Source organism: Filimonas zeae, from assembly GCF_014641615.1.
Taxonomy (GTDB): Bacteria; Bacteroidota; Bacteroidia; order Chitinophagales; family Chitinophagaceae; genus Filimonas; species Filimonas zeae.
Genome location: NZ_BMIB01000001.1, coordinates 135,454 through 149,961, shown reverse-complemented (window position 1 = coordinate 149,961; position 14,508 = coordinate 135,454). Strand labels below are relative to the sequence as shown.

Below are 14,508 nucleotides of genomic sequence, written 5' to 3'. Positions count from 1 at the left end.
TCTTTTTGTTTGCCCACCCTTTTCCAGCTATTTTCTGATAAATTATGCTACGCAAATTAAGGTGCGCAAATAGGCTGCGCAGCCGCTTTGGTACTTTACAGTATTATAGCAACTGACAATAAAACAACGTGAATACGCTTACACCATTATATAACACTTTGCAGGAGCGCCTGCGCCCTGAAGACGTGGCAGATATGATTCTGACGCTGTTACAAGGAAAGCTCAGCACCCGTGAAGCCGCTATACTAGACAGAGCAGCGCGCGGTTCATTGGCCAGAAACTATACAGGTTATACTTCTATGGCTCAATATTTTGCCGGTGTGGTAAAAGCAGACAGGCAGGTTAAGAAAGCCATAGAAATATTTAAACTGAATACCGCTACTGTGCCGGATCCGGCACAGGTAGAAGACTTTGTAAAAGAAGTATCGCTGCTTATTCAGAAAAACTTTGGAGAAAACAATTTTGAAACCGACCGGCTGAATAAGCTACAACGCAAAGAAGCCGGACTGGATATTTCAAAAAGAGCTTATAATAAAAGATGGCGGCTGTTGAAACGGCTGGAAGACAAACTACTGACCATAGCACGTGAAAAGCGCAAATTGAATATACAGCTGATTGCCAAACACGGCCTGGCACATGAATTAGCTTTTACTGATTTTAGCAGTGATGAAGCGGGAGCCTGCTTTATTGCCTATTATAATGCCAGATGCAACCTCCGGAGCGAATTTACCATTGCATGTCAGCAACGCCCTTTTGATGAAATTGCCGAAATGCTACTGGCACGCTGTAATACATCTGGTACAAACTGGTGGGCTATTGCGCATATTTATCCCGATCAGCAGACATTGTCTTACCTGACAGACGAACAACGTGGTTGTTTATTAGGTAAATGGACTGCTGTTTTACAGGATACAGCTGCTTTACTGGGCGAGGTATGGCGTAGCAGCGATATTAACCAGGCTACCATGGTAGTAAGAAAGGGAAATGATTCCAGCACCTGGAACAACACCGCAGGCGCCTGGAATAAAGCAAGGGACCACTGGATGCATCTTATTTACGCCATGGGAATGGACCAACTGCTGAATGAAATCTGCTTTGGAAAGGTGCTGAGGCTGATGGCAGGTGATGTAGCGTGGTGGCACAAGATTACCGGCGGCGGCCTGGATGAGGCAACGGTTGTATGGAATGAGCTTCCACTACCCTGGGAAGTATTTGAAGGGAAAGCCCATTGTAACCGGAATATGATTGTTGAGGCGTGCCGCAAGGCAAGGCTGGACCCGGAAAAATCTGGCTGGATAGCACCACGAAACAAAAAGGTGGCAGCATTTCGCCCCACTCCGGAGCTGGTGCATGGCGTGGTAGTTTCCAACCCTTTTCTGGCAACAATATTGAAAAAACATAAATACTATTCAGGCAAATAAAAGGTGGGTTAATTCAGCGGTAGAATAATCCGGCTCGTTATCCGGACAGACGCAGGTTCGAGCCCTGCACCCATCGCATTTCTGATATAGCTCAGCGGCAGAGCATCCGGCTCTAAATCCGGAAGGACACAGGTTCGAGCCCTGTTATCAGAACTTTTTTGCAAGGGTTGCTTTTACAGCAATCCTTTTCGCTTATTCCCATCCCTGCCAATACAATAAAGCCCCGCTGCACTTTAACCGCTTATCAAAAACACTTCCCGCATTTTTACCTCCGCAGCAAACAAACGTAACTTAACACTATGAAACATCCCATATTATCCTTCCTGACATTACTGCTTACTTCCCTTACCTGTTTTGCCCAAACCGAAAACCCGTTAAGCCAAAAAGCCATAACCGCCCTTACCGGTTATTACAATAGCGGCCAACCAGATAGCATTTTTAATATGTTTAGCCCTGAAACCCAAAAGGCGCTTCCGCTGGAAAAAACCATCCAGTTTATCAAAGGACTACAGCAGGGCTATGGCTCTATACGTAAAACCAGCTTTGCCCGGTTAGAAAAAGGCTTTAACGCTTACAAAACAGATATGGAGCGCGGCACACTACAGCTGAGCATTGCGGTAAACGAAACGGGCGCTATTACCGGAGTTTATGCCAAACCCTGGGAAGAAGAGGCCGGCAATGTACCGGCACGTAATACTACTCCTATGCAACTGCCCTTTTCCGGCGAATGGACGGTATTCTGGGGGGGCGATACCAAAGAGCAGAACTACCATGTAGTTGCTAAAATGCAGAAAAATGCTTTTGACATCATCATTACCGATACCAGCCACAAAAGCTACCGTACCAATGGCGTTAAAAACGAAGATTACTATGCTTTTGGCCAGAACCTTACCGCCCCCTGCGATGCGGAGGTGGTATTTGCAGTAGACGGTGTAAAAGACAATGTACCCGGCAGCATGAACCCCATGTACACCCTGGGCAATTCCATATTCTTAAAAACTGCCCGCAACGAATACATACTGATGGCGCATTTTAAACAGGGTACGGTAACAGTAAAACAGGGCGATAAAGTGAAAACAGGCCAACTGCTGGGCCAGTGCGGTAACTCTGGCAACTCATCAGAACCACATCTGCATTTTCATATACAGCATATGGAAGACTTTAACAAAGCAGTAGGCATTAAATGTTACTTTGACAAACTGATAGTAAACGGCGTACAGAAAACAGATTACTCACCCGTAAAAAATGAGCGTATTAAGAAGTAATCAATCCCATATTTAAAGCAGTAAGCACCGCTTCGGCAGTATTGGCAACCTGCATTTTCTGAATAATATTCTGCCGGTGGCGGTGTACAGTATGCACAGCAATATGCAGTTGTTCTGCAATTTCCTTACTGCCCCGGCCCTGCGCTACCAGTGCCAGTACTTCTGTTTCTCTTTTGCTAAGCAGGGTTTGATCGTACTGTTTGTACTGCTCTGGCGCCAGCACCTCCCCTGTTTCATTATTGATAATTCTGCCATCAATACCCGCCCGTGGGTTGGTATCGGCAGAAGGGGTGTATAAACACAGGGCCAGCCATACGCTGCCGTTTGATAAACTTTTAAGATAAAAAGTACGGTGATTGATATAGGCATATCCGTTTGCGCTACGGATTCTTACCCGGCAAAAAGTGCTGTATTTAGGCCGCTCATTTACCGGTATGGTTTTCTGGTATTGAAAATACCGCAGTTCCTGCACATGGCGCGCCACCAGATCTTCCGCGTGCAGCACATTAAAAATACAATCTTCAAAGGCAGAATCTAACAGGCTGGCACCCGCCGGAATGCCCAGCAGGCTGCCAAAACTACCTGCCTGCATATAACTGCAGTCTGCCGCAAAATCAGACAATACAGCAATCCCCTCTTCAATGCGTACATACGCTTCCATTAAACGCTTGTATTCTTCAATAACCGCTTCTGTCTGCTCTGCCACCGTAAATGTTTGCTGTAACAAAGCAGCAGACAACTGATCCTTTACCGCCAAAAGAGAACGCTCTGCCATAAATGGTTAATTTTAGGTATTGCCCTGCGCCTAAAGCTACTCTACTATTGCAAAAATTAATACCCGCAGAAAAAAAAGAAACATATGAAGATAAAATTAAGCAGTTCATGGCCTTTATTACTGGCAGCAGCCATTACCAGCTGCGGCAGCGAACAACCCCAAAACGCACCCGCTACTGCCGCAGAAACACATACTTCCGGCGACTCTGCGCGCGTTAGTGGCAAAGATTGTAACATTACCATTGCGGGTATTCCGTTTACCCGGTCTGTAAACGGTGCAGATAGTATGATTACTGTAAACGGCGATAAGGTATCGTTCCGCGCCGGAGAGAAGAAAGATTTCTTCTGCGACCCCAACAATCAGCTATCTAACAACACGGCTCCTATGCTGCTTACCAAAGTAGACAATACCAAACCCTTTACGTTAATAGCGAAAGTAACACCGGAGTTTACACAAAAAGGTTTGTACAACGCAGGCGTGTTATACATATACGTACACGATAACTTCTGGCAGAAGTTCTGTTTTGAACAGGATGAAAGAGGCAACCACCGTATGGTAACGGTAAGAACCATCGGCACTTCAGACGATAACAACCACGATATTGTTACGCAGCCCACTGCCTACATGAAGTTATCATCCGATACCCGCACCGTTGCCAGCTATTATTCTTTTGATAAAAAGACCTGGCATATGGTACGCTTGTACCAGAACAACTATCCCAAAGAAATATGGATGGGCATCAGCAACCAATGCCCGGTGGATACAGGCAGCGTGAGCCATTTTGAAGAGATAAGTTTACAACAGAATAATGTGGCTGATTTCCGTATGGGCAATTAGCACAAACAAAGATTCATTAACATCGAAGGCCCCTTTTCAGGGGCCTTCTTTTTGCTTTCTCAGGAATAATAGCAACCATTATTTATCAAAATGCTCCTCAAATTCCTTTTCCTTACCTGCCTGATCGGTTACTTTCAGGTGCACATGATAATGCCCTGCGGGAGCAGCACTGATATCAATATGCTCGTGCAGTGAATAAGTGGTTTTGCCTACCATGGCTGCACCATTATACACAAACTCTTTTTCCCAGGCACTGCCATGTACTTCAACCGTTACACTGGCTATTTTATTCTGCGCTACTATGTTGCCTTCTACATGCAGCTCTTTACCGCCATCTTCTGTTGCTACAGCAAAGCCGCTGATAGTGGGCAGTGTGGGGTCTACCTTAATTTCCAGTTCTGCCTCAAATTCGGCTTTTTGTCCACGCTGATCAGTAATGGTAAAATGTACATGATAAGCACCCGCAGCTGCTTCAGCAGGAATATCAATGTGCTTATGAAAAGTAGCATTCTTTAACCCTGTAAAACCTTCTGTATAAGTAGAATCAAACTCCCATCCCGAAGCGCCTTCCGGATGAATTTCTACTGCAACACCCGCTATGCCACCCGGTGCCAGTAAAGTGGCATCTACATGCAGATCAGAACCTGCAAAGGCAATTTTACTGTTATCAGAACCCAGTTCCGTTACCGTGATAGACGGAGCAGGTACTGCATCATCATCATTTTTAGAACACGCTACCACAAACATAGAAGCAACCAGTACAGGTGCCAGTTTTCTCGCAATTGAAATCATATAAATTGGTTTTTATTAACGTGAATACATAAACAATACAAGGCTGCTTACTGAATTTTAATGCTCAGTCCTTTTATGGTTTGCCAGCCTTCTTTATCGGTTAAACGGATCATGAAATGATAATCACCCGTATCAACATCCGCAGGAATGCTAATGGTGGCAGTAGCAGTATAATCCCGCGCGCCCGCAGGCAGGGTATAATCTTTAATAAACACCAGCGGTTTTACAGGTGTTTTGTTGGGGCTTTCTGCGCAGGTATTTACTTCGGTACTATGTGTATGATGGTCGAAGTTGTGGTGAATATCCAGGCTGTAACTACCCAGTGCCACATTATCGGTAAAGCGGGCTTTGAATGTTACAGTTTTACCACGCTCCAGCACACTGCATTGCACCGGAAAAGCATCTGCCCCGGTAATATCAATTACCGGATATTCGCTATCAACAGCTTCATCATTTTTGCTACAGCCCGCCAGTACAGCAGCACACAGCAGTAACATTGTAAACAGGTTTCGTTTCATATATCGGTTTATTTTTTACACACTTATCAGTTGCTACCCGCTGCCGGTGCTTTCCACAGCAATGGCACCCGTAGCGATAACACGATGTTACGCCCTGCCTCAGGCAGGGCTATCAGCCGGTAAAAGCTGGTATGATTGAGATAGTTGGTGTTAAACAGATTCTGCACCTGCAGATGCACATAAATGGGTTGCCCTTTGGTTAGCATGCGCGTACCGGCCGAAAAATCGAACAACTGATACGAAGGCGTTGTTCTTTCCGGCGGTACAATACGGTTTTGTGCAGCAGCAACACGCCATTCCAGTGTAAAGTAAGTATCAGAAACACCTTTGCGGAAAGCGGGCCGCCATGTTACACCTGTTAGTACAGAAGGCGGAGGTGTAAAAGGCAATGTGTATCCTTTTTTACCACCCGATAATTGCCTGTTGTACAAATACTCTGCGGCCAGCGAAGCACTCCAATGAGGCAGAAAATCGTACCGCACCTGTAACTCCGCCCCATAACGCATTACCCGGCTTTGCGTGTATTCAAACACCTGGTTGCCCGCACCATAATAATAATCGTGCGCAGCAGTGGGGTTTAGAAAAATATAGTTGGGAAAATAATTCAGGAAGGGGCTTATGGTAACAGAAGCCTTGCTGCTATTCCAACCCGCTGCCACATCTAACTGATAAGAACGTTCTGCATTCAGATTGATGTTCCCTTTTTCGTAACGGAAATAATGATAGTTAACCCCATTAGCCCCCAGCTCTTTGGCAATAGGCATACGGAAACTGCTGCCCACATTCATTTTAAACAACCAGTTACCAGGCGTGTGGCTTATACCGGCAGACCAGTTAACACTACTGAAACTGCGCAACGCCTGCTGCGAACGGCTGAGAAACTGCTGCATGGTATCGCCATTATTCACCACCTCAGAAGCAAACCAATCGGTATACGGCTTCATGCGTATCTGCCCGTAATCGTACCGCACGGCGGCACTCACCAGCCATTGCGGGTGCAGCTTCCACTTATCGTACAAATAAGCGCCTGCATTCCATTGCGTAAACGCCGGTATTAAAAAACTCCAGCCATCAATGCTGTTGCGCTGATAATCGCCACTGCCACCAACGGTAATAGTATGGTTGCCCCACTGCCATTCATCTTTTAACAAAAGGGAGGTAACCGTTTTATCGTATTGGCGCTCCAGTGTAGAAGGAATAGTCATATGCGCCGGATACACCGCAGGCATATAACCATGGTTTACGTACCGGTTCCATTCCTGCCGGAAGTTCTGCTGAACACCCACCTGCACTTCTGCACGGTGCCCCGCAAATTGAAAGCTGGTGCGGTTCATCAGCTTATAATGCACTACCTCCTGCGAGGGTAGCTGTATATCGCGGTCGCTGGCATCGTGCAGTGCCGCATCTACCCTGCGCGGCTCCAGCCCGTGGGCATTGGCAAAAAAACCGGAACGGCTATAGGTGCGGCTGGCATTAAATACACTCTGTACGTTATTGCCTACCCACCCCGTGCTTACATGCAGGTTCAACTCGCGCCCGGCAGTATTACGCACGCGGTTTTTATGCAGTGCAGCAGCATAGCTGTATATATACACTGTATCGGCAGGTACCCGGTAATCGGCATACTCCGTAGCCGTAACGCGCCCTGTTACAAACCAACGTTGTGTTCGGGTAAACGCATTGGCACTTACTGTCCACAAAGCATTATTGCTTTTGCCGGTAAGCGCCACGGCACCACCACTGGTATGCGGTTCCGGTAACGCAGGGGCCTGTATATCTACCACCCCGGCAATAGCATCGGAGCCATGTATAATAGCAGCCGGGCCTTTTACAATTTCAACACGCCCCGCTGCATACTGATCTATTTCCAAACCATGATCGGCCCCCCATTGCTGGCCTTCATGTTTCATGCCGTTTTCTACCACTACCACCTGGTTAAAACCCAGGCCGCGGATAAGCGGCTTGGCATTGCCCGATCCTATACCAATAGCCTTGATACCCGGTAGTTTTTCCAGCGATTTCATAAGGCTGCCACCGGAATTGCGCAGCAGATAATCCTGACTTACCACATCGGGCAGCAGTGTACTTTCCCGCTTGCGCATGGTGGCGTAACTGTTTACCACCGTAACTTCTTCCAGCTGGTTTATCTTGCTCTTTAAAGCAATTACCGGCAATTTGATAAGTGTGTCTGCTACCAGTACGCGGTTATGATATGCCTCGTACCCCGCTGCCTGTATAGTAATAACATAACGCCCTTTAACCAGCTGGTTAAAATAAAAACCACCCAGGCTATCTGTTACAGAAAGCACCTGGCCATGGTTTAATAAAACAGCCACGCCTGCCAGCGGCTTGCTGCCACTGACAATACTACCCACTATACGGCTATGCTGTGCCTTTGCCAGAAAGGCAATACAGCAAAGCAGGATACTACAGACAATACGCTTCTGCATCTTGCTAAAACACTAAAATGAATGCTGGAAATAATACCTGAAACAAAAGAAAACGCGTAACACTACACAGTACGCAGCAATGCACGTGCTTACTGCTTACACCACAGCGGTATACAGCTAAGCATACCTGTATGCAGGGCATTTACAGCCATACACACGTTTGCTGTTACGCATACGTATACTACTGTAAACGGAAATGATACTGTTGTTTACGCCAGAGAATACACGGGAGGCCCGTGGAGAGAAAAGAAATAACGGGGAATACTATAAAAATGACTAACCCATTGCGCTGCCTGCCGTTGCTGAAACGAAGCGCGGTATACTACCGTAGCTACTTCATTACTGATAATGCAGGGCGTAGGATGAAAGTCGTGCGTACAATGACAATGTACCGTTGTTTTTGCAAAATGAGCTTTGGTATCCGTTGGCCCTTCGTGAAGATGTGCGTGTGCGTGCGGAAAAATAAACGTGTGCAGCCACTGCCAGGGCGTAGCGCTTACTGCAAAAAGCAGTAATATGCCCAGGGCGAGTACCCGTTTTATATCTGCACGTTTTTGTAACACAGCTGCAAAATTATACAAACCGCTTACTTATCCAAACATTCTGCAAAAAAGTTTGGGGCACTAGCCCAATGTTTTTATAAACTGATCCAGATGATCGTCTTTACCCAGCCCCAGCTTTTGCTTAATCCGGTACCGCGCCATGCGGATACTTTTGGCTTCAATGTTCAGCCGGGCCGATATCTCTTTGTTAGACAAGCCCATTAATATGTAAGCACAATACTTCATATCCAGCCGGGTAAGGGAATCGGCAGATTGCTGCCGCAGCTTTTCAAAAAAGCTGGCATGCACCTCTACAAAATCAGCCGTATGGCCTTCATACGCTTCATCCAGCTGCTGCTGACGTTTCAGCATACGTTTAACCTGGTCTGCATTAGCGCTGTTTTTATCTGCCAGCAACTCCATCAGCTGGTTCTTTTCTTCTTTCTGCAGCTGGCCCGCCAGCAGTTCTTTTTCCAGCCGCTCCTGCCGCTCGCGCATCAGTGCTTTCTCTGCCAGCAGCTGATTGGTTTCTGCTTCTTTCAGCTTCACTTTTAATATTACCTCTTCCTTTTCCTTATCAATCAGTTCGCGCTTGCGTAAAGAAGCTTTGAGCCGGTAATTATAGGATACCAGCAGCAGCGCCAGTGCAGTTACCCCCACCACGCCCAGCCCCACATACAACAGGTTGCGCTTTTGGGTAAACGCAGCCTCCTGCTCCAGCAACTGAATCTTCTGTTCCTGCCGCGCTGCCCGGTAACGTGCATCTATACGCTGGGCATTGGCCGCCCTTTCCTGGCTAATAGCTTCTGTATTGGCTTCTACGTAGTTTTTAAGATATTTCAGTTCTGCTTGTGTATCGTGCCGCTGCTCCGCTACCCGGGCCAGCGCCCGGTATATGCGCGATTGGGTAAGCGGCATTTTTACAGAGGAAGTTGCAGTAAGGCTTAGTGCTGCCAGCAGTATCCCCTCTGCATCAGAAGTGTTGCCCCTTTGCAATGCATACTCGCTACGCATGCCATAACAATTAATTAAAATTTCGGTGTTATGTGTTTCCCCGGCAATCTGCTCCGCAATATCAAGATACCGGAACACACTATCGCGGTAGGCAGCCGGGTAATGCTGAAAGTAAATATTGGCCGTATTCAATGCCACCCCCGCTGTATTGCTGCTTATCAACACCCGTCCCTTTTCGCGGTTACTGAGGCTGACAGACCGGTGGTACCAAAGCAATGCAGAATCTAACAGTATACGTTGTTTGGGCGTAAGTTTATACGCATCGTAAAAATGCTGGCCCATAGTATAATAAGCCGTGTTTAACGCGTCCGGCTCGCCGCTCTGCAAAGCCTGCTCCAGACATTGGCGGGCATAATCGCCCTGGCGTTTTTCATCGGCCCCGTAGCTGTAAATACTGGCCAGATAATGACAGGCCAGCGCAGCATACGTACCATTACCCGCGGCTTTAAAATAGTCCAGCGCCTTCAGCAATTTCTCTGCGGCCATATCATTTTCATTATCAACCAGATCAAGCCAGCCATTGCGCAGCCACACCATACCTTTAGCTACCGCATCAGTGGCTTTACCCTCGTACAGCAGCGCACTATCTAATGCTGCATAAGCAGCCGGCTTATTCTTCTGCTGCACCAGCAGGTGAACACGTGTAGCATATACCCAGGCTTTTGCATCGTTGCCGGGTGCCACCTCCCCTTTACTGGTTAGCAACAGCGCCTTAGGCAAATCAGTTTCAAAAACGGCCCTCGCCAGCTGGCAGCGCAGCACCGTTTGCCGGTAAGGAGAAATGCCGCCCTCTTTTAAAATAGCTTCCAGAGAGTCGCGGTAACGTTGCTGCGCCAGGGCAGCAGTACTGAAAATACAGGTGAGCAATAAGAGTAAAGTGGTTTTTCGTAGCATGAATACTAGCATCGAAAGAATCAGGCCAAAAACGTCAACAACTACCCAACCGGCTCACTACCAAATAATTAAGCTTTTTCTGTAGACGCATTGTAGACGCCTGGTTTTGATATTGTAGACCTGTTGTAGGCGCTGTTTTTATGGCCCGGGCAGCGAGCCTGTTTAGGTTTGCAGTGAACCAAAAAATGTATACTATGACAAATCGCACCATGGCTATAGTAGCCTACATCACCATTATCGGTTGGGTAATTTCTTATTATAACTATCGCAACTCGCCCGATAAAAATCCCTTTGTGCAATACCATCTTACACAAAGCCTGGGAGTGATTATTTTTTCTGTAGTGCTGAGTGTTGCCAGTGGTATACTGCTGGGTATAATACCCTCGCTGGCCACCCTGTTTTACATTATAGGGCTGGCACCGCTGGTACTGATGCTGCTGGGTATAATAACCGCCTCTAATAACGCAGAACGGCCCGTGCCCTTTATAGGAAAGTTGGTAGAAGGTAAGTTTAACCTGTAAGCTGAAATACAGGTATGCCAGTAAGAACCGGGGAATGCAGGCCCTGGTTCCCTGGCTATTTTCAGCACTACCTTGTATATTGCATATATAAACACAACACCGTACTATGAAAAAGCACATCCGATTCCTATGCTATGGCCTGATGGCTGTAGTTTCTGCATTTGCACAAACACCTGCCGAAAAAGAGCTGACCGCAAAAGCAGACACCTTTATTACCACCCACCGCGCCCAATGGCTGCAACTGGAGCAGGTGATAAACCAATTACCCGACAACAGCACGGGCACACAGCAAAAAGCCATTTATCAGAAACATCCGTTTTACAGGGCTTACAAAACATTTCTCCGCGAAAACGGAGATGCCTATGCCGCCGTACGCAAAGCACAGTTTCAACAATATGCTACCCCACCCGATGGGCTGCGCCAACTGAAATGGCAGCAGCCGCAGTGGTACGCCAGCGAGCAGGAGCAGGAAGGCATGGATTTGATTGCGCTTGCGTACCTGCGCAATTTTGACCCCGCCACTATTGCACAGCTTGCCTGGAACCTGTGCACCACTTCTCTTTTTGCAACCGCCCACACGCCGCTGGAAGAAGCGCAGCATTTGTATCGTTTGCGCGACCTGTATGGTACGCGCACCTACGCCCGATCGCTCAACGACAGCATTTCGCAGGTGTGGAGCGCAGACCGCAGTATGGCTGTAACCTTTCAATACAACCTGCGCAATGGTGTTATTACCGCTATCCGTTATAGTTACCCCGGCGACGCCTCTTTTACCGATATTACCTGGCCCGCATCCGTAACACAACCGGCAGACAGCCTGAGCCAGCTTTCTGCCGCTTTGTGGGATACCTTATGGAAGCACTACCCCGGTAAAAACTATAAGGCAGAAAACTATGCTGAAAACCTGGTACGCCGTAATGAGGTGCTACAACAATTTTACAGTCAGCACCTGCCTGAGATAGTAAACATACGCACGGCCCTTTTACAGCAGCTGCCACAAACATTGCCCCAGCTTACCGGCTATAAGGAGCACAAGCTGGCAACAGCAGAGCTGCTGCAACATGCAGATACCAGTTTATACGCTGCGTGCATTTTTCATTCGCAACAATGGGCCTCTATTGTTGCAGCCGCTGCCACCTACCTGCAGGAGGGAGACGATAAAACAAAAGCCATGCTGGTGCAGCGGAACGCCCTGTTTCCCACCAGGGCCTATGCCCGGCCACTGAATAAAGATGAGTGGGAAGTGCGGGTAATAAGAGAAGCAGATGCTGTTGATTATACCTGGAATATACAAACCGGTAACATTGCCAGCGTTGTGTACTACACCCAAAAGCAACCATAATTACCGGCGGCACTTCCGGCCCTGAATATACTATCAGCTATACGCACAAAAAGGATGTATCGTAATTTTCCGGTACATCCTTTTTTAATTGAATCACCTGCCGTTTACAGGCGTTCTCCATACCTGCATTTTACTTTTACTGAAACTTCGCTTGCCACATCTGATTTGGCAGTTTACAAAAAATGTCTAGCTTTGAATCATCATATCATCTGATGATTATGCAAACCACATTTACCAAAAAATCATTGGCAGAAGAAGTAGCCACGATGATTCAGCAGCAGATTTCCACCGGCCATTACCAGGTGGGTGATAAACTACCGGTAGAAGCGGAACTGATGCAGGAGTTTGGTGTGGGCCGCTCTTCTGTAAGAGAAGCCATTAAACAACTGGCCAACTCTGGCCTGCTGCGTGTGCAGCAGGGACTGGGCACTTTTGTAGAAGACAACTCCGGTATTAAGGAACCCCTGGTGCAGCGTTTAAAACGCTCCAATGTAAAAGAGATTGATGAAGTACGGCAGCTGCTGGAAATGAAAATAGCCGAGAATGCAGCCCTTAAACGCACAGCAAAAGACATTAAAAAAATGAAGCAGCTACTGGAACTGCGTAATACAGAAGCAGAAGCCGGTAACGCGGCAGAAAGCATTGAGGCTGATATTCACTTTCACATAGCTATTGCAGAAGCCTCCGGCAACGAAGTGCTGGCAGATTTATACAAATCATTCGCAGGCACACTCAAAAAACATTTTCTGAAACAGTATACAGATGCCTCAGGTTTCCGGGAAACCGCAGTACTGCACCAGCATTTACTAAATAGCATTATAGATAAAAATCCCAAACAAGCCTGGCACTTTGCCGCCCTTATTAACGGGCATATTACGGGCTAACATACTCCCAACATTTCAAAAATTTAAGACATGAGCGCAACAACCAGCACTGCCGCCACCAAAGCTGCAGTGACCGCAACCGTTTTTCCCATCTTGTTCACCATCAGCTTTTCACATCTGTTGAACGATATGCTGCAATCGGTTATCCCCTCTATTTATCCGTTAATTAAACAAAACCTGCACCTTACCTTTTCGCAGATAGGCCTTATCACCTTTACCTTTCAGATTACCGCCTCTTTACTGCAACCCTTTGTAGGGCATTATACCGATAAAACGCCCCGCCCCTTTTCGCTGTCCATAGGTATGGGCTTTACCCTTAGCGGCCTTATAGTACTTTCACTGGCCACCAGCTTTCCCGCTATACTGGTAGCAGTAGCACTGGTAGGTATTGGCAGCTCCATCTTTCACCCCGAAGCATCACGCGTAGCGCACCTTGCCTCAGGCGGCAAACGCGGGCTGGCACAATCTATTTTTCAGCTGGGTGGCAATGCAGGAAGCGCTATAGGCCCCTTGCTGGCAGCCGCTATTATTATTCCACATGGCCAGCCCCATGTAATCTGGTTTGGCCTGTTTGCCATACTGGGCGCAGTAGTACTGGGCCGCATAGCTGTATGGTATAAACAACACCTGATAGTACGTGCACAGAACGGCAGCGCTAAAGCAGAAACAACAGACAACGGCTTATCCAAAAGCAGGGTAATAACATCGCTTACCATACTGCTGATACTCATCTTTTCCAAATACTTTTATATGGCAGGTATGAGCAGCTATTTTACCTTTTACCTTATTGATAAATTTCACCTTACCGTTCAGCAATCGCAGATTTACCTGTTCATATTTCTGGCATCCGTAGCAGCAGGCACCTTACTCGGCGGCCCTCTGGGCGACCGCTTTGGCAGAAAATACATCATCTGGATTTCTATACTGGGCGTAGCGCCTTTTACACTGTTACTGCCCCACGTAAACCTGTTCTGGACCGGCGCCTTATCTGTAATTATAGGTATTATTCTGGCCTCGGCGTTTTCTGCTATCCTTGTATATGCACAGGAACTGGTACCCGGCAAAGTAGGTATGATTGCAGGTTTATTCTTCGGCTTTGCCTTTGGTATGGGCGGCCTCGGCTCCGCATTGCTGGGCAAGCTGGCAGATGCCACCAGTATTAATTATGTGTTTCATGTATGTGCTTATCTGCCACTGATAGGAATTATAACCGGTTTTCTGCCGGGGTTGAAGCAGAAGAAGTAGCCTTTTAT

At 47.3% G+C, this 14,508-nt stretch carries 13 protein-coding genes and 1 tRNA gene; 8 read left to right on the top strand and 6 right to left on the bottom strand.

The genetic code is table 11. From position 1 onward, the window contains the following. Nucleotides 1-128: 128 nt before the first annotated feature. From IEY13_RS00680 to IEY13_RS00670, 3 genes are all read left to right on the top strand, one after another. Nucleotides 129-1,421 carry a hypothetical protein gene (locus IEY13_RS00680; protein ID WP_188949682.1) on the top strand — a complete coding sequence of 431 codons (1,293 nt, stop codon included), beginning with the start codon at nt 129-131 and terminating at the stop codon, nt 1,419-1,421. 2 nt (nt 1,422-1,423) lie between these two features. After that, nucleotides 1,424-1,497: transfer RNA gene (locus tag IEY13_RS00675), tRNA-Thr, on the top strand. 223 nt (nt 1,498-1,720) lie between these two features. Next, on the top strand, nt 1,721-2,686 hold the full coding sequence (locus IEY13_RS00670) for a M23 family metallopeptidase (protein WP_188949680.1): 966 nt from the start codon (nt 1,721-1,723) through the stop codon (nt 2,684-2,686). On the opposite strand, the gene IEY13_RS00665 is transcribed toward IEY13_RS00670, so the two are convergent. Beyond that, complete coding sequence (locus IEY13_RS00665) at nt 2,676-3,461, bottom strand: response regulator transcription factor (RefSeq protein ID WP_188949678.1); 786 nt, start codon at nt 3,459-3,461, stop codon at nt 2,676-2,678. The two genes, IEY13_RS00670 and IEY13_RS00665, sit on opposite strands and share 11 nt — an antisense overlap. 84 nt (nt 3,462-3,545) lie before the next feature. Here IEY13_RS00665 and IEY13_RS00660 point away from each other — a divergent pair, with 84 nt between their 5' ends. Then, nucleotides 3,546-4,298: a DUF1349 domain-containing protein gene (locus IEY13_RS00660; protein ID WP_188949676.1), complete on the top strand. Its 753-nt coding sequence runs from the start codon at nt 3,546-3,548 to the stop codon at nt 4,296-4,298. A 78-nt stretch (nt 4,299-4,376) separates the two neighbouring features. Here the strand turns inward: IEY13_RS00660 and IEY13_RS00655 are convergent, their stop codons facing one another. From IEY13_RS00655 to IEY13_RS00635, 5 genes are all read right to left on the bottom strand, one after another. Beyond that, nucleotides 4,377-5,090, bottom strand: a complete 714-nt coding sequence (locus IEY13_RS00655; protein ID WP_188949673.1) for a DUF4625 domain-containing protein — start codon at nt 5,088-5,090, stop codon at nt 4,377-4,379. Between the two features lie 47 nt (nt 5,091-5,137). Next, nucleotides 5,138-5,608 (bottom strand): DUF4625 domain-containing protein, encoded by a 471-nt coding sequence (locus tag IEY13_RS00650; RefSeq protein ID WP_188949671.1) that lies wholly within the window; start codon nt 5,606-5,608, stop codon nt 5,138-5,140. Between the two features lie 26 nt (nt 5,609-5,634). Beyond that, complete coding sequence (locus IEY13_RS00645; RefSeq protein ID WP_188949669.1) at nt 5,635-8,058, bottom strand: TonB-dependent receptor; 2,424 nt, start codon at nt 8,056-8,058, stop codon at nt 5,635-5,637. Nucleotides 8,059-8,267: 209 nt separating this feature from the next. Continuing rightward, complete coding sequence (locus tag IEY13_RS00640) at nt 8,268-8,621, bottom strand: hypothetical protein (protein WP_188949667.1); 354 nt, start codon at nt 8,619-8,621, stop codon at nt 8,268-8,270. A gap of 60 nt (nt 8,622-8,681) precedes the next feature. Further along, the gene (locus IEY13_RS00635; protein ID WP_188949666.1) at nt 8,682-10,508 is read right to left on the bottom strand and encodes a LuxR C-terminal-related transcriptional regulator; all 1,827 of its coding nucleotides are present in this window, start codon (nt 10,506-10,508) and stop codon (nt 8,682-8,684) included. Between the two features lie 194 nt (nt 10,509-10,702). On the opposite strand from IEY13_RS00635, the gene IEY13_RS00630 reads away from it, so the two are divergent. The 4 genes from IEY13_RS00630 to IEY13_RS00615 all read left to right on the top strand — a co-directional run bounded on the left by IEY13_RS00630 (nt 10,703) and on the right by IEY13_RS00615 (nt 14,500). Next, nucleotides 10,703-11,029 carry a magnetosome magnetite crystal formation protein family gene (locus IEY13_RS00630; protein WP_188949664.1) on the top strand — a complete coding sequence of 109 codons (327 nt, stop codon included), beginning with the start codon at nt 10,703-10,705 and terminating at the stop codon, nt 11,027-11,029. A gap of 106 nt (nt 11,030-11,135) precedes the next feature. Continuing rightward, nucleotides 11,136-12,371: a hypothetical protein gene (locus IEY13_RS00625; protein WP_188949662.1), complete on the top strand. Its 1,236-nt coding sequence runs from the start codon at nt 11,136-11,138 to the stop codon at nt 12,369-12,371. 218 nt (nt 12,372-12,589) lie between these two features. Then, nucleotides 12,590-13,255: a FadR/GntR family transcriptional regulator gene (locus IEY13_RS00620; protein ID WP_188949660.1), complete on the top strand. Its 666-nt coding sequence runs from the start codon at nt 12,590-12,592 to the stop codon at nt 13,253-13,255. A gap of 30 nt (nt 13,256-13,285) precedes the next feature. Continuing rightward, nucleotides 13,286-14,500, top strand: a complete 1,215-nt coding sequence (locus tag IEY13_RS00615) for an MFS transporter (protein WP_188949658.1) — start codon at nt 13,286-13,288, stop codon at nt 14,498-14,500. Nucleotides 14,501-14,508 lie beyond the last annotated feature (8 nt).